This window comes from Saccharopolyspora sp. NPDC047091 (assembly GCF_040643635.1).
Taxonomy (GTDB): domain Bacteria; phylum Actinomycetota; class Actinomycetes; order Mycobacteriales; family Pseudonocardiaceae; genus Saccharopolyspora_C.
On sequence record NZ_JBEYUS010000048.1, the window covers coordinates 22,245 to 38,677 of the forward strand.

A 16,433-nucleotide genomic window follows, 5' to 3' on the forward strand; every position below is an offset into this window, starting at 1 on the left:
GGGCGAACCGTGATCGAGGAGGACGCAGTGGACGAACGGGCCGTGTTCTACGAGCGGCTGGGCGCGGACCGGTTCCGCGCCACCGAGCACACCGCGGGCCCCTGGTCGGATGCGGCGCAGCACTTCGGCCCGGTGTCGGCGCTGCTGGTGCGCGAGCTGGAGCGCTGCGATCCCGCGCCGGGCACGGCGATCCGCCGGGTGGCGGTGGACGTGCTGGGCCCGGTGCCGGTGGCCGAGCTGGCGGTGCGCGCCGAGGTGCTGCGCCCGGGTCGTTCGGTGCAGTTGCTGTCGGCGGAGCTGTCCGCGGGCGGGCGGGTGTGCGCGACGGCTCGCGCGTGGCGCATGGTCCGCGGGGACAGCACGCCGGTCGCGGGCGGTGCGCACGAGGTGCTGGGCGATCCGCTGGCGTGGCCGGAGGTGCCGGGCATCGACGGCTGGGACCACGGCTACGCGGCGGCGATGGAGTGGCGCGCGGGTCCGGGCGCCGAGCTCGGCAGCGCGCGGGTGTGGGCGCGGCAGCGGATTCCGCTGCTGGCCGGGGAGGAACCGAGCCCGCTGCAGCGGTTGTTCGCGGTGGTGGACTCGTCCAGCGGCGTGTCCCGGCGGGCGCGGATGTCGGAGTGGTCGTTCGCGAACACCGACCTGACGGTGCACCTGCACCGGGAACCGGTCGGCGAGTGGGTCGGCCTGGACGCGGAGACCACGCTCGGCCCGGACGGCGGCGGCCTCGCCACCAGCACCGTCCACGACGGAACCGGCCCGGTCGGCCGCTCCGCCCAGACCCTCCTGGTCACCCCCCGCTGACCGAGCCGACCGTCTTCCCTCTTTCCTGTCAGCGGCGCAGCCGCTGAGCAGCGACCACCAGAGCAACGGGACCACCCGCGGGTTCTCAGCGTTCTCCTCGCGAGGACAGCGTTTTCTCCTGTGGCGGAGCCACCGGTGAAAACGATCCCGCAGCGAGGAGGACGCTGAGGTTCCGCTACTCGCCCCGCCGGGCAGGCCGAAGACGATCAGTCGTCGTAAGGATCGAAGTTGGCCGCGCTGTCGAACCAGTCGGTGGCCTGGGTGTCGTCCACGACCGCGAACCGCGCCCCGGTGGGGTCCCGCAGCACGGCGACCCGGCCGATGCTGGAGCCGTAGGGGTCGACGCGGACTCGTCCGCCGAGTCCGATGGCGCGGTGCACGAGCCCGTCGATGCCTTCCTCGGCGTCGGCGCCGAGGTAGAGCAGCCAGTGCGGCCGGGTGTCGGGGGTGATGTAGTCCCGGATCATGCTGACCCGGGCGAGCACGGATTCCCCGGCGAGGTACCAGACGGCGTAGTTGGAGCGGTTCTCGGCGCCGAACTGCTCGGCTTCGTAGCCGAAGAGGTGCTGGAAGAAGCCGTCGGCGGCGGCGGCTTTGATGGTGACGAGCTCGGCCCACATGAGGGTGCCGGGCAGGCCGACGTCGAACTGCCAGGAGTCGTCGGGCGAGAGCAACCCGAACTCGGCGTCGGAGGGCCCCGTGAGGACGGTCTTGCGGCCGATGCCGGGGACGTCGGCGGGCGGCACGACGATCCGGGCGCCTTCGCCCCGGGCCTGCTCCGCGACGGCGTCGACGTCCTGCGCCGCGAGGAACAGCCGCCATTCGGAGTGCTCGCCCGCGGAGCGGCGGATGCTGGCGACGGGGAACCCGTCGCGGTAGGCGACGACGTGCTCCCCGGCCTCGTCGTCCTGGTGCGTGTCGTACTGCCAGCCGAAGAGCTCGGCGTAGAACTCGCGGGCCTGGTCCACGTCGGTGGTGACCAGCTCGATCCAGCACGGCATCCCGGCCACGATCTCCCATTGGGGAGCCGCTTCCCCTGGCTGCACTACGGCCATCTTCCTCACCCCCACCTCATCGCTTCAAGATCACTCCCATTATGACCGAGTGATCGGCGATCGAGGTCGCGCCGAGGCGGATTCCTCCATCGGGGCAACGGAGTTGAACGGGACGACAGGGACGAACGGGATGTTCCACCCGCTCGCGTCGCACGTTCAGAGGTACCGGTAGACGTCCTCGGTGCTCAGCCCGCGGGCGAGCATGATCACTTGGAGCCGGTAGAGCAGCTGCGAGATCTCCTCGGCCAGCGCTTCGTCGGACTCGTGCTCGGCGGCGAGCCACACCTCGCCCGCCTCCTCGATGACCTTCTTGCCCTGCGCGTGCACTCCGGCGTCGAGCGCGGCGACGGTGGCCGAGCCCTCCGGCCGGGTGCGGGCGCGTTCCTGGAGCTCGCTGAACAGCTCGTCGAAGGTCTTCACGACGTTCGATCCTCGCATCCGGCGCGGCGGGACCCGACAGCGGTCCCGCCGCCGCTCACGCGACCGCGCCCGGCAGCAGCGCGCTCAGCGCGGGCACGTCGAAGGACTCCAGCGAGGACAGCAGCACCCGCCGCTCCCCCGGCTCCAGCGGCACCTCGCAGGGCACCGCGACCACGGTGCACCCGGCGGCGACGGCCGCCGCCACTCCGGTCGGCGAGTCCTCCACCGCCACGCAGCGCCGCGGGTCCACGTCCAGCAGCCGCGCCGCCCGCAGGTACGGCTCCGGGTCGGGCTTGTTGCGGCCGTCGACCTCGTCACCGCAGACGGTGACGTCGAAGAAATCCCGGCCCAGCGTGTCCAGCGCGATCTCCGCCAGCGAGCGGATCGTGGAGGTGACCAGCGCGGACGGGATGCCCAGCGCGCGCACCTGGTCGAGCGCCTCCCGGGCCCCGGGCCGCCACGGCAGGCCCTGGCGGAACAGCTCGGCGCTGCGCTTCTCGACCCACCCGGCGGCGTCCGCGACGTTCGCCGGATCGGCGGGCAGGCCCAGATCGGCCAGCAGCATCCGCATGCTGGTGGACATGTTCGAGCCGACCATCGCTTCGCGGGTGGCGACGCCGAGCTCACCACCGCGGTGCACGGCGTAATCGCTCAGCGAGATCGACCACAGCTTCTCGGAATCGACCAAGGTGCCGTCCATGTCGAACAGAACGGCGGCGGGGCGGGCGTCAGCCATCGCGCCCTGATCTCAGCAAGCTCATCAGTCCCACCCCGCCAGTACAGCAGGGCGCCCGGGGCGGCTCCCAGCGAACGTGGCCGATCCCTCCCCCGCCGGTTCCGAACGTCTGCGGGATGTCGGGCGCTCACGTCGGCGATAGGTCGTAGGCTGACGCGGTGAACGATCGCGAACCACGCTCCGCAGACCAGGTGGACCGGACCGAGGGGAAATCGACCGAAGGGACATCGACCGAAGGCAAACCCGCAGGGCCGACCGCTCCGATCGCGGTGATCGGATTCGAAGGTTGGAACGATGCGGGCGACGCCGCAAGCTCCGCGATCGAGCACCTCGAACTCACCTGGGACGCCTCCCCGCTGGCCGAGATCGACCCGGACCCGTACTACGACTTCCAGGTCTCGCGCCCCACGGTGAAGCTGGTGGACGGCGTGACCCGCAAGGTGAGCTGGCCGACGACGCGGCTGTCGGTGTGCCGGCCGCCGGGCGCCGAGCACGACGTGGTGCTCGTGCACGGGATAGAGCCGAACATGCGCTGGAACGCGTTCTGCGCGGAGCTGCTGGAGCACCTCGACAAGGCGGGGGTGCGCACCGTGGTCTCGCTAGGCGCGCTGCTGGCCGATTCGCCGCACACCCGCCCGGTTCCGGTGACCGGCACGGCCTACGACGCGGACTCGGCGACCCGCTACGGGCTGGAGCGCTCCACCTACGAGGGCCCGACGGGCATCGTGGGGATCTTCCAGGACTCGTGCGTGCAGTCGGGCATCCCGGCGATCTCGTTCTGGGCGGCGGTCCCGCACTACGTGTCGCAGCCGCCGTCGCCGAAGGCGACGCTGGCGCTGCTGCACCGGGTGGAGGACGCGCTGGACCTGGAGGTCCCGCTCGGCAACCTGCCCGACCAGGCCGAGGAGTGGGAGACCACGGTCAGCGAGATGGCCGAGGAGGACGAGGACGTGCGCAACTACGTGCGCGCCCTGGAAGAACGCGGCGATGCCGAGGTGAAGCTCACCGAGACCAGCGGCGACGCGATCGCCGCCGAGTTCGAGCGCTACCTGCGCAGGCGGGGGCCGGGCGGCAAGGGGCCGCTGGGTCCCGGACCCGGCTGATGCGCACGCCCGATCGCACGAGAACGCCCTCCGAGCCAGGCTCGGAGGGCGTTCCGCTGTTCGGGCCCGCTGCTCAGAGCTGCACGCCCAGCAGCGCGTCGACCGCGGCGCGGATCTCGTCGGGCGCGGCCGCGTCGCTGCCGCCGCCCGCGAGCGCCTCGTCGGCCCACGTGTCGATCGCGCGCAGCGCGCCTTCGGTGTCCAGGTCGTCGGCGAGCCGGTCCCGCAACCCGGCGATCGCGGTCGCCGTGGCGGGCCCCGCGGTCAGCGCCGCGGCCTCCCGCCAGCGGGCGAGCCGAGCGGTGCCCGCGGTGAGCGCGTCCGCCGTCCAGGAGCGGTCCGTGCGGTAGTGCGCGTCCAGCAGCGCCAGCCGCACCGCCATCGGGTCCACCCGGTCGCCGCGCAGCCGCGAGACGAACACCAGGTTGCCCTTGGACTTGGACATCTTCTCGCCGTCGAGGCCGACCATGCCCGCGTGGCAGTAGTGCCGCGCGAACGGGGATTCGCCGGTCAGCGCCTCGGCGTGCGCGGCGCTGTACTCGTGGTGCGGGAACGCGAGGTCGGAGCCGCCGCCCTGCACGTCGAAGTCCATCCGCAGCCGGTTCAGCGCGATCACCGAGCACTCCAGGTGCCAGCCGGGCCTGCCGGGCCCGAGCTCGGACTCCCAGGACGGCTCACCGGGACGGGCGGCCCGCCACAGCAGCGCGTCCAGCGGGTGCTCCTTGCCGGGGCGGTCCGGGTCGCCGCCGCGCTCGGCGAAGAACTTGAGCATGTCCTCCGGGCCGTAGTTCGACTCGTAGCCGAACCGGCCGGTCGCATCGTGCCGGTAGTAGACGTCCGGGTACTCGTCGTCGACCCGGTAGGCCGCGCCGGAGGACAGCAGCTTCCCGACGGCCTCCACGATCTCCGGCATGGCCTCGACCGCACCGATGAAGTCCTGCGGCGGCAGCACCCGCAGCGCGGACATGTCCTCCCGGAACAGCGCCGTCTCGCGCATGCCCAGCACGATCCAGTCCTCGCCGTCCCGGTCGGCCCGCTCCAGCAGCGGGTCGTCGATGTCGGTGACGTTCTGCACGTAGTGCACTTCGTGGCCGTTGTCCAGCCACATGCGGTGGACCAGGTCGAACGCCAGGTAGGTGGCGGCGTGACCGAGGTGGGTGGCGTCGTACGGGGTGATGCCGCAGACGTACATCCGCGCGACGGGGCCGGGCTGGGTGGGCCGGACCTCGCCGGTGGCGGTGTCGAAGAGCCGGAGGGGGCGGGGTGTGCCCGGCACCTGGGGCACGGGGACCGACGACCAGGGTTGCATGCATCCGACCTTAAACGTCTCCGCCGACCGGACGCCGCCCCGTTACACATCGTGAGAACCAGGGCACTGCCGCGGGCCGCCCGCAGTCGGGACTTTCGACAATGTCGGGCCCCGCCCGCCCCGGGCCTATCCTCGGTCGGATGCGGAGGATTTCCGCCGCACCGCACGGGATCGCGGGATCTGGCACAGGTCCGCGCGAGCCGCACCGGGCGAGGAGGCGAGGCGTTGACATCGCTCCGAGCGGACGGTCTGTGCAAGGTCTTCGGCACCCGGCCCGAGGAGGCGCTGCGGCGTTGCCGGGCCGGTGACCCGGCCGGGGCGGGCGCCACCGTCGCCGTGCTCGACGTCGGGTTCACCGTCGAGCCCGGGGAGACGTTCGTGGTGATGGGCCTGTCCGGCTCCGGCAAGTCCACGCTGATCCGGATGCTCAACGGCCTGCTCACCCCCACCGCGGGCCGGGTGCGCGCCGACGACCGCGACGTCACCGCGCTCACCGGCCGGGACCTGCGGGTGCTGCGGCAACGCACCATGAGCATGGTGTTCCAGCACTTCGCGCTGCTGCCGCACCGCACCGTGCTGGACAACGCCGAGTACGGGCCGCTGGTCCGCGGCGATCCGCCGGCGCGCGCCCGCGGACGGGCGGCGGAGGCGCTGGGCATGGTGGGCCTGACCGGGTGGGAGCACCGGTTCCCGGCGCAGCTCTCCGGCGGCATGCGCCAGCGGGTGGGGCTGGCCAGAGCACTGGCCGCGGGCACCGACGTGCTGCTGATGGACGAGGCGTTCAGCGCGCTCGACCCGCTGATCAAGCGGGACATGCAGGACCAGCTGGTGCGGCTGCAGGGCGAGCTGGGCAAGACGATCGTGTTCATCACCCACGACCTCAACGAGGCGATGCGGCTGGGCGACCGCATCGCGGTGATGCGCGCCGGGCGCATCGTGCAGGTCGGCACCGCCGCCGAGATCCTGCACCGCCCGGCGGACGACTACGTGGCGCGCTTCGTGCGGGACGTGGACCGCAGCCGGGTGCTCACCGCCGGGCTCGTCGCCGAACCGGCCGTGCACGCGGATCGCGCCGAGCCGCTGCGGCGGGCGCTGGAGCTGCTGCGCGAGCACGACCTGGACCGGCTGCCGATCACCGACCGCGGGCGGCCGGTGGGGCTGCTGGAGCGGTCGGCCGCGGAGCTCGCACCACCGGACGCCGCGCTCGCCGACCTGCTGCACCCCGGGCCGGAGCCCGTGGCCGCGGACCGCACGCTCGACGGATTCCTCGGCCGCGTCGGCACCGACACCCCGGTCGTCGACGGGACGGGCCGGCTGGTGGGGCTGGTGCGGCCGGTGCCGCTGCTGCGCGCGCTCGGCGCGGGCGGGCAGGAGGGCGGCGATGCCTGAGCTACCCAGGGTTCCGCTCGGCGACTGGTTCCAGGCGCTGGTGAACTTCCTCGACGACACGATCGGCCCGGTCTTCGACTTCATCGACCTGGTGGTGCGCTCGGCGGTGGACGGGCTGACCGCGGCGCTGCTGTGGCCGCCGTCGTGGGTGCTGGTGCTGCTGCTGGCGGCGCTGGGCTGGTGGCTGCGCGGCTGGCGGTTCGCGTTGTTCGCGCTGCTGGGGTTCGGGCTGGTGGTGAGCATGCGGGAGTTCCCGCCGACGGTGCAGACCTCGGCGCTCGTGCTCGTGGCCAGCGCGATCGCGATCGCGGTGGCCGTCCCGCTGGGAGTGCTGGCGGCCCGCAGCCGGGTGGTGAGCCGGGTGGTGCGGCCGGTGCTGGACCTGATGCAGACGATGCCCGCGTTCGTCTACCTCATCCCGGTGATCTTCTTCTTCAACATCGGGTCGGTGCCCGGCGTGGTCGCCACGGTGATCTTCGCGCTGCCGCCGGGGGTGCGGCTGACCGAGCTGGGCATCCGGCAGGTCGACGCCGAGGTGGTCGAAGCGGGCCACGCGTTCGGGGCGCCGCCGCGCCGGATCCTCACCGGCATCCAGCTGCCGCTGGCCCTGCCGTCGATCATGGCCGGAATCAACCAGGTGATCATGCTGTCGCTGTCGATGGTGGTCATCGCGGGCATGGTCGGCGCCGAAGGCCTGGGCACCGAGGTCTACACCGCGGTAACGCGGGTGCAGCTGGGCGCCGGGTTCGAAGCGGGCGTGGCGGTGGTGATCCTCGCCGTCTACCTGGACCGGATCACCGCCGTGCTCGCCGACCGCTCCCCCGCGGCGCGCCGCGCCGCGCGCACCGGATGACGAGGACGGGAGGCAGGACCATGCGGAGATCGCGCTGGGTCGCGTGCGTCGCACTGCTGGCGGCGCTCGTGCTGCTCGCCGCCGGGTGCGGCGGCAGGCAACCGGAGACCGGGCAGCAGAGCAAGCGGATCACCATCGGCTACATCGCCTGGGACGAGGCGATCGCCGTCAGCAACCTGTACGAGGTGGTGCTGGAACGGCGGGGCTACCAGGTGCAGCTGACCGAGCTGGAGGCCGGACCGACCTACGCGGGGCTGGCGAAGGGCGACGTCGACCTGTTCCTCGACTCGTGGCTGCCGCAGACGCACGCCGACTACTGGGCGCAGTACCACGACCGGCTGGAGGACCTCGGCGTCTGGTACGACCGGGCGACGTTGAACATCGCGGTACCGGACTACCTGGTGGACGTGAACTCGATCGAGGACCTGCGCGGCCGGGCCGGCGAGTTCGGCGGCACCATCACCGGCATCGACCCGGGGGCCGGTCTCAGCCGGGTGACCCGCGACCAGATGATCCCGCAGTACGGGCTGGACGGGCAGTACACCCTCCAGACCTCCTCCACCACCGCGATGCTCGCGTCGCTGCAACGCGCCGTCGACGCGCACCAGCCGATCGTGGTGACGCTGTGGCACCCGCACTGGGCGTACGCGAAGTTCCCGATCAAGGACCTGGCCGATCCGCGCGGCGCGATGGGGGCGGCGGAACAGATCCACGCGGTCGGCCGGAAGGGCTTCACGGCCGACTTCCCCGAGGTGACGGGAATGGTGCGGAAGTTCCACCTCGACGACGCGCAGCTGGCGTCGCTGGAGAACGAGGTCAACGCCGCGCCCAAGGGCCAGGAGAAGGCGGCGGCGGCTCGGTGGGCCGACGCGCACCCGGAGGTCATCGCGAGCTTCACCGGCTGATCCCGGCGCCTCCGCTCCTGCCGCGCGGCGGTCGGCCACCCGGCGAAAACCACTCATTGCTAGCGAATCGGGCCCTCCCCTAGCACAGAATCGGCATCCGGTCATCCGTCCAGGTGATGGGTTAGTTACTATCCGGCACTGCCGAGCGTGCCGTCACGCGAATCTGGAGGACACCCCGTGCATGACGCCGCCAAGAGCAGCGAGCACTCGACCAGCAGCCCGATTCCGAACGCGGAGCCGCTTCCCAGCGCCCCCCGCGATCGCGGAAGCCGCTCGCTGTCCATCGCCGCGCTGATCTTCGTGGCGATGGCCGCCGTGATGGGCTGGGGCGCGAGCTTCGTCGGCCTGCACGAGTACGGCATGCAGTCGATGGCCGGGTTCACCTACTGGTCGGCGTGGCTGGTGCCCGCCACCTTCGACGGCGCCGCGTTCGCCTGCACCCTGATGACCTACCGCTCCTCCATCAACGGCCGCTCCGCGGTGCGCGGCCGCATCCTGATGTGGGCGTTCACCGGCGTCAGCTCGTGGATCAACTGGATCCACCAGCCGAGCCAGGAGGCGCAGATCGTCGCCGCCGGGCTCCCCATCGCGGCGGTCGCGGTGTTCGACGTGGTGCTGCTGGAGCTGCGCGCGGACTACGAGGCCAAGCACGGCATGCGCGGGTTCCGGCTGCGGCCGGGCCTGCTCGTGCTGCGCTGGATGGTGGACCGGCGCAGCACCGGCGAAGCGTTCCGCAAGCAGGTCATCGACATCCCGGTCGAGGAGATCGCCGGGCTCGGCACCCTCGCCCCGCCCGGAACCCGCCGCGCGAACGCGCTCAAGATCGCGGCGCAGGCCGAGCAGGAGCAACAGGCGGCCGGCGCGATCGGCGAGCGGGAGACCGAACGCGTCGAACCCCGCGCGGAGGTCCAGCCGCGCGTCGAAGCCGAACCCGCCGCCAGGACCGAATCGTCCACTTCGGACGACGAACGCGCCGAGAACTCCCGGAACGCGCCGCGGAGGCACCCGGCCGACCCGGCCGCCGCCGCGGGTGGGCCTGCGCAGCCACCACATCCGGTAGCCCCAGAAGATCATCGAGAGCAGGCCGAGCATCAGCGCCGCCAGCACCAGCTGGTTCGCCAGCCCGAACAGCAGCCCCATGTGCGCGTCGATGCCCCAGCGGGACAGCTTCGCCATCAGCGGGTAGTCGGCGAACCGGATCGTCTCGGTGATCGACCCGGTCGACGGGTCCACCGCCACCTGGTCCTGCTTCGTCGGCCAGCTGCGCTGCACCTGCTGCACGGTGTAGGCGGAACCCGGGTCGGCGGGCGCCGTGATCTCCACCGGCCCGTCCAGGCCTGCCTCCAGAGCCGCGGCGTGCACCCGGTCGATGCCCACGTCCCGCGCGGCGTGCGACGGCAGCGCGGTCGACACCGCCGGGGTCTCCCAGGACAGCTGCTCGCGCACCGCGGTCACGTTCTCGCCCGCGTGCACCGACCAGGTCAGGCCGGTCGCGGACAGGAACAGCAGCCCGAGCGCCGCCCACAACCCGACCGCCCCGTGCCAGGACAGCACTCGCCTGCGCCCGGCCGGGCGGAACTCCGGCGCCAGCAGCAGCCGGGCGCGCCGTTCGCGGCGGGTGCGGCCGATCCACAGCGCCACCCCGCCCAGCACCACCAGCCACAACCAGCTCGCCGCCAGCTCGCTGTAGAGCCGGCCCGCATCGCCCAGGTGCAGGCCCCGGTGCAGGTTGTCGATCCACGCGCGCAGCGGCAGCGCCTGGCCCGAACCGTAGGTGACCAGGTCGCCGCGCACCTCCAGCGTGTGCGGGTCGACGAAGACGGTGCGCACGTAGCTCTCCGGGAGGTCCGGCGCCGCGAAGATCACTTGGGTGGTGTCGGTGCCGGTCGCGCCCGGGCGCACCGCCTGCACCCGCTCGCTCGGGCGCACGCCGCGGGCCGTCGCGACCTGCTCCGACAGCGGGTGCACCGCCGACGCGGCGGGCACGTGCAGCTCCCGGGCGTAGACGGCCTCCTCCAGCTGCGGTGTGAACACGTACACCAGGCCGGTCAGCGCGGCCACCACCAGGAACGGTGCGATGAACACACCCGCGTAGAAGTGCAGGCGCAGCACCAGCGGCCGCAGCACCGCCCACGCGGGCGGGTCCGCCGGCCGCGCCGCCTCCGCACCGGGTGATTCCGGCGCCTGCTGCTCCGCGAGACCTGGATCCGTGGCCATCGCCGCTCCTGTCCTCAGCCGCTTCGGTCGATCCACTAGTCGCCTGATCATCGTGCTCGGTTCCCGCTGTGACATCCCCCTCCACGATGTGGGAGCGGACGGAGGTGCCCGCTGCCCCGTTCGCCGAACCCGACGGGCGCGGGTGAACGGACCGTTGGTCCAGTGGGATTGGGCGAGGGGTCCGTTCACTCGGGTTCGGGGTGGGTGAGCGGACCGTTGGTCCAGTGGGATTGGGCGAGGGGTCCGTTCACTCGGGTTCGGGGTGGGTGAGCGGACCGTTCGTCCAGCGGGATCGGACGAACGGTCCGCTCACTCCGCCGGAGCCGGGTGCGAGTGAGGTCACAGCGGGTGCGCGGAACTCGGGCAGCGGGGTGCGCGACCAGTCGGGGAACGGGCAGCGGCCCGTTCCCGGGGCGGGCCGCCGTCCGCCGCCGGACGCCGAGCACGAGGACGAACGCAGTGGCACCACCCGGTTCGCAGCCCCCGCACCGCCTGCCGTGGATCGCGGGCGCGAGCGTCGCGGCGCTGGTGTCCGCGTTCGTCGCCGTGTTCCTCGGCGAATCCGGCTACGCGCTGCTCGGGTTGTCCGATCCGGGCGTGGTGGTGCGGATCGGGATCGGGCTGGTGCGGCTGGTGGCGGACTCGGCCGCCGCGATCACGCTGGGGGCGTTGGCGTTCGCCGCGTTCTTCACCTCGCCGCGAAACTCCGGCGGCATCGCGCCGGACGGGTTCGCCGCGGTGCGCGCGGCGGGTGCGGCGGCGTGGGTGTGGGCGGTCGCGGCGGTGCTGATGATGCCGTTCGAGATGGCGGACGGGACCGGCCATCCGCTGCGCCGCGTGCTGCCCCCGGATGCGTTCACCGGGTTGTTCAGCGCCCTGTACGAGCCGACCGCGTGGGCGATCACCGCGGGCGTCGCGCTGGTGGTGGCGATCAGCGCGCGGATGACCTTGCGCTGGCGGCCCGCGCTGGGGCTAGTGGCGCTCGCCGCGTTCGGGCTGCTGCCGCCCGCGGTGGTGGGCCATTCGGCGTCGAACGCGGGGCACGACTTCGGGACCAACGCGATCGTGCTGCACGTGCTGGCGGCGGCGCTGTGGCTGGGGCTGCTCGCGGCGGTGATCGCGCACCTGCGGCGCGGTGGCGCGCACCGCGAGCTGGTGCTGCGCAGGTACCGCCGGTTCGCCGGCGTGAGCTGGCTGGTGCTGGCGGCGTCCGGCCTGGTGGACGTGCTGGTGCTGATGCCGCTGTCCGACCTGGGGCGGACCGGGTTCGGTGCGCTGGTGCTCGCGAAGATCGTGCTGCTGGCGCTGCTCGGCGCTTGCGGGAGTTGGGTGCGGCGCCGGTTCGCGGCGCCGGTGGCGCTGCTGTCCGCCGAGCTGGTGATCATGCTGGTGTCGGTCGGGGTGTCGATGGGCATGGCGCAGACGCCGCCGCCGAACATGCTGGACCGCGAGGCGAGCTCCTCGGAGGTGATCCTCGGCTACGACCTGCCGGGCCCGCCGAGCGCCTGGGGATTCCTGGGCACCTGGCGCTTCGACCTGGTCCTGGGCCTCGCCGTGGTGGTGCTGGCGGCGCTGTACGTGGCGGGGGTGCGCCGGTTGCGCCGGCGCGGGGACCGGTGGCCTGCCGGGCGCACGGCGGCGTGGCTGCTCGGCTGCGCGACGGTGCTGGTCGCGACGTCCTCCGGGCTGGGCGTCTACTCGTCCGGGGTGTTCAGCGTGCACATGCTGGTGCACATGGTGCTGAACATGCTGGCGCCGGTGCTGCTCGTGCTGGGTGGTCCGATCACGTTGGCGCTGCGGGCGTTGCCGACCGCGGGCCGGGGGAATCCGCACGGCGCCAGGGAGGTGCTGCTGGCGGTGGTGCACTCACCGGTGGCGCGAGCGGTGGCGCATCCGGGGATCGCGACGGTGCTGTTCGTGGGTTCGTTCTACGCCTTGTACTTCACGCCGTTGTTCGAGAACGCGATGTCCGAGCACTGGGCGCACGAGTTGATGAACGTCCACTTCGTCCTCATCGGCTACCTGTACTACTGGACGGTGATCGGGGTCGATCCGGCGCCGAAGCCGCTGCCGCACCTGGGGCGGCTGGGCATGGTGTTCGCGGTGATGCCGTTCCACGCGTTCTTCGGCGTGATCGTGATGGGCATGAACGACGTGATCGCGGAGAACTTCTACCGGACCCTCGACCTGCCGTGGGCGCAGGACCTGCTCGCGGACCAGAAGCTCGGCGGCGGCATCGCGTGGGCGGCGGGGGAGGCGCCGCTGGTGGTGGTGCTGATCGCGCTGCTGACCCAGTGGAACCGGCACGACACGCGGGTGGCGCGCCGCGCCGACCGGTCCGGGGACGACGAGCTCGCGGCCTACAACGCGATGTTGGCGAAGCTGGCGGAACGCCGCTGACGGAGGGTCCGCGAACCTGCCCCGACCGGCAACGGGATTCGGGGGACCGGACCTGGACGAGCCCCTATCCTCGGCGGGCGTGCGACCACGTGGAGTGCGGCTGCGCGTCGAGGAGCTGCGCGGTCTCGACGCGCGGCGGGACCACGCGGAGCCGGAGCGGGCCCGTGGCCGGGCATTGGCCTGGTTCGTGCACGGCTGCGCGCTGCTCGACCTGGACGTGGCGACGAGCGGCGTGGTGCAGCTCTACCGGGAAGTGCTCGCCCTGCTGGACGATCCGGCGCAGCACCGCACCGGCAGCCACTGGGAGCGGGCCGTGCTGCGCTGCGTCGACCAGCTGCGGGAACCGCTGGCGGAGGTGGCGGCCGATCCGCACCGGCACGCCTCCCGCGACGAGCGGCTCGCACTGGCCCCGCTGGTGGAGATCCCGCCGCAGGTCCTGATCGGTCCGGGCGGCGCCGAGCGGTCGTTCCCGATGGCGTGCCGGAACGCGGCCGGTGCCCTGCTGGACGGGATGATCTCGCCGTACCGGGCCGTCGGGTTCGTCGTGGGTGTCGGCTACTTCCACCCGGACCAGGAGCTCGCGGCGATGCGGGAGTGGCGGGTCCGGTACGAGGACGAACCGGATGCGCGTCCCACGCTCGACGCGGAGATCCGGGCGTGGGCGCGCGACCGGACCGTCGGCCGGTGCTGGTGCGGCCCGGTCGCGCGCGTCGCCGCTAGTCGGTGCGCAGCCCGGTGAAGCGCCGCAGCCGCAGGCTGTTGGACACCACGAAGAACGAGGACAGCGCCATCGTGGCGCCCGCGATGAGCGGGTTGAGCAGCCCCAGCGCGGCCAGCGGCAGCGCGGCGAGGTTGTAGCCGAAGGCCCAGAGCAGGTTCCCGCGGATCGTGCGCAACGTGGCCCGCGCCAGCCGGATCGCGTCCGGTGCGACCGTCAGGTCGTCCCGGACCAGGATCAGGTCGGCGGCGTCGATGGCGATGTCGGTGCCGGTCGCGACGGCCAGCCCGAGGTCGGCGGTGGCCAGTGCGGGGGCGTCGTTCACGCCGTCGCCGATCACCGCGACGACGTGGCCTTCGGTGCGGAGACCGCGCACCACTTCGGCCTTCTCGTCGGGCAGCACTTCGGAGATGATGCGTTCGATGCCGACCTCGTCGGCCACCGCCCGGCCGGTCGTGGCGTTGTCGCCGGTGAGCAGGATGGTGCGCAGCCCGAGCCGGTGCAGTTCGGCGACGGCCCGCGCGGCGGTGGGTTTCACCGCGTCGGCCAGCGCGAACACGGCGACGGCCGCGCCGTCCTCGCCGCAGAGCACCGCGGTGCGGCCCTGCGCCTCCCAGCTCTCGCGGAGCCGGTCGAGCCCGGCGGGCACGTCCCAATCCCGTTCGTCGAACAGCGCGCGGCGGCCGATGAGGACGTCGCGGTCCTCGACGACGCCGTGCGCGCCGAGTCCTGGCCGGGCCGCGAACGAGTGGACCGCGGGGAACCGGACCGCCGTACTGTCCTCTTCGGACGGTGCGCCGGTATCGGTCCCGCCGGTATCGGCCGCTCCGGCACCTCCGCCGTCGGCGCCCACCGCGCGGGAATCCGCTTCGGTGCGGGCGAACGCGGTGATCGCGGCGGCCACCGCGTGCTCCGAGGCGTCCTCGACCGCGCCCGCCCGGCGCAGCACCCCGGCCCGGTCGTGCTCCGGCAGGACGTGCAGCTCCACCACCGACATCCGGCCCTCGGTGACGGTGCCGGTCTTGTCCAGCACCACGGTGTCCACGTCGCGGGTCGACTCCAGCGCCTGGTAGCCCTTGATGAAGATGCCCAGCGTGGCGCCGCGCCCGGACGCGACCATCAGCGCCGTGGGCGTGGCCAGGCCCAGCGCGCACGGGCAGGCGATCACCAGCACCGCCAGCGCCGCCGTGAACGCGCGGTCCGGGTCGCCGGTCCACAGCAGCCAGGCCAGCAGGGTCAGCGCCGATCCGGCCAGCACGGCGGGCACGAAGTACGCGGAGATCCGGTCCGCCAGCCGCTGCACGGCGGCCTTGCCGGACTGGGCCTCGGACACCAGCCGCAGCATGGCCCCGAGCCGGGTGTCCGCCCCGACCTGGGTGGCCCGCACCACGAGCCGCCCGTCGAGCACCGTCGTGCCGCCGAGCACGTCGTCCCCGGCACCGACCTCGACCGGCGCGGATTCGCCGGTCATGGCGCTGCGATCCAGCGCACCGCGACCGTCCTCGACGATCCCGTCGGTGGCGACGGTCCCACCGGGCCGCACCAGGAACCGCTGCCCGGTGCGGAGTTCCGCCGCCGGGACCTCCTGCTGGGAACCGTCGTCGAGCAGCACGGTCACGTCCTTGGCCCGCAGCGCGGCCAGCGCGTGCAGCGCGTCCCCGGCCCGCCGCTGCGCCCGCGCCTCGAAGTAGCGGCCGGCCAGCACGAACGCGGTCACGCCCGCCGCGACCTCCAGGTACAGCGCGCCCTGCGGGTTCAGCAGCAGCCACCAGCCGGGTTCGCCGACCGGGTCGGGCCGGGCGAACATCGCGTACAGCGACCAGCCGACGGCGGCGGTGACGCCCAGCGACACCAGGGTGTCCATCGAGGACGCGCCGCGCCGGGCGCCGCGCAGCGCGGCCCGGTGGAACGGCCACGCGGCCCAGCCCGCGACCGGCAGCGTCAACGCCACCAGCAGCCACTGCCAGCCGGGGAAGCGGGACTGCGGCACCACCGTGAACAGGATCGACAGGTCGCACAGCGGCACGAACAGCACCACCGCGACCAGCATCCGCCGCCACAGGTCCCGCACCCGGTCCGGCGCGGACCCGTTCGCGGCGGGTTCGGGCTCCGCGTCCGGTGGGGGCACCGGTTCCGCGTCGTAGCCGGCTCCGCGCACGGTGCCGATCAGCCGCTCGACCTCGTCCTCGGCCCCGCGTCCGGCGGAGAGCTCGACGGTGGCGACGGCCGTCGCGTAGTTCACGGCGGCCCGCACGCCGTCGAGCTTGTTGAGCTTGCGCTCCACCCGGGTCGCGCAGGCGGCGCAGGTCATGCCGCGCACGGACAGCTCGACCTGCCGGGACGGGGCGGTCGGCGCCGATCCGGCGGGCGGTCCGGTCGGCTGGGTCGTCGTCGGGGACATCGGGCACCCTCTCGCGGAACTCCGGTGGCCGCGATCAGGCCACCCGTGCACACAGTCGGTCCGGCCCGGTGCGGGGTTCCCGCGGCTCGTTGTGAGCTGCGGAACTCCGGGCCTCTTCCATGA

At 73.1% G+C, this 16,433-nt stretch carries 12 protein-coding genes and 2 pseudogenes; 8 read left to right on the forward strand and 6 right to left on the reverse strand.

All coding sequences use genetic code 11. The annotated features are described in order from the left end of the window. Nucleotides 1-27 precede the first annotated feature (27 nt). Entirely contained in the window at nucleotides 28-804 is a 777-nt protein-coding gene (locus tag ABZ805_RS19935) for a thioesterase family protein (protein ID WP_358442231.1), read from the forward strand. 206 nt (nucleotides 805-1,010) lie between these two features. Here the strand turns inward: ABZ805_RS19935 and ABZ805_RS19940 are convergent, their stop codons facing one another. The 3 genes from ABZ805_RS19940 to ABZ805_RS19950 all read right to left on the reverse strand — a co-directional run bounded on the left by ABZ805_RS19940 (nucleotide 1,011) and on the right by ABZ805_RS19950 (nucleotide 3,015). Further along, on the reverse strand, nucleotides 1,011-1,859 hold the full coding sequence (locus tag ABZ805_RS19940; protein ID WP_358442234.1) for a VOC family protein: 849 nt from the start codon (nucleotides 1,857-1,859) through the stop codon (nucleotides 1,011-1,013). A gap of 156 nt (nucleotides 1,860-2,015) precedes the next feature. Further along, nucleotides 2,016-2,279 carry a phosphoribosyl-ATP diphosphatase gene (locus ABZ805_RS19945; RefSeq protein WP_358442237.1) on the reverse strand — a complete coding sequence of 88 codons (264 nt, stop codon included), beginning with the start codon at nucleotides 2,277-2,279 and terminating at the stop codon, nucleotides 2,016-2,018. 55 nt (nucleotides 2,280-2,334) lie between these two features. Further along, nucleotides 2,335-3,015, reverse strand: coding sequence for an HAD family phosphatase (locus ABZ805_RS19950; RefSeq protein ID WP_358442240.1), 681 nt, complete (start codon nucleotides 3,013-3,015; stop codon nucleotides 2,335-2,337). 269 nt (nucleotides 3,016-3,284) lie between these two features. Here ABZ805_RS19950 and ABZ805_RS19955 point away from each other — a divergent pair, with 269 nt between their 5' ends. Then, nucleotides 3,285-4,118: a PAC2 family protein gene (locus tag ABZ805_RS19955; protein ID WP_358442242.1), complete on the forward strand. Its 834-nt coding sequence runs from the start codon at nucleotides 3,285-3,287 to the stop codon at nucleotides 4,116-4,118. A 73-nt stretch (nucleotides 4,119-4,191) separates the two neighbouring features. Here ABZ805_RS19955 and mshC read toward each other — a convergent pair whose 3' ends face one another. Then, the gene (gene mshC / locus ABZ805_RS19960; protein ID WP_358442245.1) at nucleotides 4,192-5,427 is read right to left on the reverse strand and encodes a cysteine--1-D-myo-inosityl 2-amino-2-deoxy-alpha-D-glucopyranoside ligase; all 1,236 of its coding nucleotides are present in this window, start codon (nucleotides 5,425-5,427) and stop codon (nucleotides 4,192-4,194) included. A gap of 225 nt (nucleotides 5,428-5,652) precedes the next feature. Here mshC and ABZ805_RS19965 point away from each other — a divergent pair, with 225 nt between their 5' ends. From ABZ805_RS19965 to ABZ805_RS19980, 4 genes and pseudogenes are all read left to right on the forward strand, one after another. Next, complete coding sequence (locus ABZ805_RS19965) at nucleotides 5,653-6,816, forward strand: betaine/proline/choline family ABC transporter ATP-binding protein (RefSeq protein ID WP_358442248.1); 1,164 nt, start codon at nucleotides 5,653-5,655, stop codon at nucleotides 6,814-6,816. After that, nucleotides 6,809-7,669 (forward strand): ABC transporter permease subunit, encoded by an 861-nt coding sequence (locus tag ABZ805_RS19970; protein WP_224958668.1) that lies wholly within the window; start codon nucleotides 6,809-6,811, stop codon nucleotides 7,667-7,669. Before ABZ805_RS19965 ends, ABZ805_RS19970 begins: the two co-directional genes overlap by 8 nt. Before the next feature lie 20 nt (nucleotides 7,670-7,689). Beyond that, nucleotides 7,690-8,574: a glycine betaine ABC transporter substrate-binding protein gene (locus ABZ805_RS19975; RefSeq protein ID WP_358442250.1), complete on the forward strand. Its 885-nt coding sequence runs from the start codon at nucleotides 7,690-7,692 to the stop codon at nucleotides 8,572-8,574. A 318-nt stretch (nucleotides 8,575-8,892) separates the two neighbouring features. Beyond that, nucleotides 8,893-9,252 (forward strand): annotated as a pseudogene (locus ABZ805_RS19980) (DUF2637 domain-containing protein); the annotation flags it as partial. Between the two features lie 372 nt (nucleotides 9,253-9,624). On the opposite strand, the pseudogene ABZ805_RS19985 reads toward ABZ805_RS19980, so the two are convergent. After that, a pseudogene (locus ABZ805_RS19985) lies at nucleotides 9,625-10,866 on the reverse strand (PepSY-associated TM helix domain-containing protein); the annotation flags it as partial. A 384-nt stretch (nucleotides 10,867-11,250) separates the two neighbouring features. On the opposite strand from ABZ805_RS19985, the gene ABZ805_RS19990 reads away from it, so the two are divergent. Then, nucleotides 11,251-13,191, forward strand: coding sequence for a cytochrome c oxidase assembly protein (locus ABZ805_RS19990; protein WP_358442252.1), 1,941 nt, complete (start codon nucleotides 11,251-11,253; stop codon nucleotides 13,189-13,191). A gap of 79 nt (nucleotides 13,192-13,270) precedes the next feature. Then, nucleotides 13,271-13,930: a hypothetical protein gene (locus ABZ805_RS19995; RefSeq protein WP_358442255.1), complete on the forward strand. Its 660-nt coding sequence runs from the start codon at nucleotides 13,271-13,273 to the stop codon at nucleotides 13,928-13,930. On the opposite strand, the gene ABZ805_RS20000 is transcribed toward ABZ805_RS19995, so the two are convergent. Continuing rightward, nucleotides 13,908-16,310 (reverse strand): heavy metal translocating P-type ATPase, encoded by a 2,403-nt coding sequence (locus ABZ805_RS20000; protein ID WP_358442258.1) that lies wholly within the window; start codon nucleotides 16,308-16,310, stop codon nucleotides 13,908-13,910. The two genes, ABZ805_RS19995 and ABZ805_RS20000, sit on opposite strands and share 23 nt — an antisense overlap. Nucleotides 16,311-16,433 lie beyond the last annotated feature (123 nt).

Coding starts and splice junctions, on each gene's coding strand:
- ABZ805_RS19940 (WP_358442234.1), bottom strand. CDS start 1,859: ATGGCCGTAGTGCAGCCAGGGGAAGCGGCTCCCCAATGGGAGATCGTG.
- ABZ805_RS19950 (WP_358442240.1), bottom strand. CDS start 3,015: ATGGCTGACGCCCGCCCCGCCGCCGTTCTGTTCGACATGGACGGCACC.
- mshC (WP_358442245.1), bottom strand. CDS start 5,427: ATGCAACCCTGGTCGTCGGTCCCCGTGCCCCAGGTGCCGGGCACACCC.
- ABZ805_RS19970 (WP_224958668.1), top strand. CDS start 6,809: ATGCCTGAGCTACCCAGGGTTCCGCTCGGCGACTGGTTCCAGGCGCTG.
- ABZ805_RS19975 (WP_358442250.1), top strand. CDS start 7,690: ATGCGGAGATCGCGCTGGGTCGCGTGCGTCGCACTGCTGGCGGCGCTC.
- ABZ805_RS20000 (WP_358442258.1), bottom strand. CDS start 16,310: ATGTCCCCGACGACGACCCAGCCGACCGGACCGCCCGCCGGATCGGCG.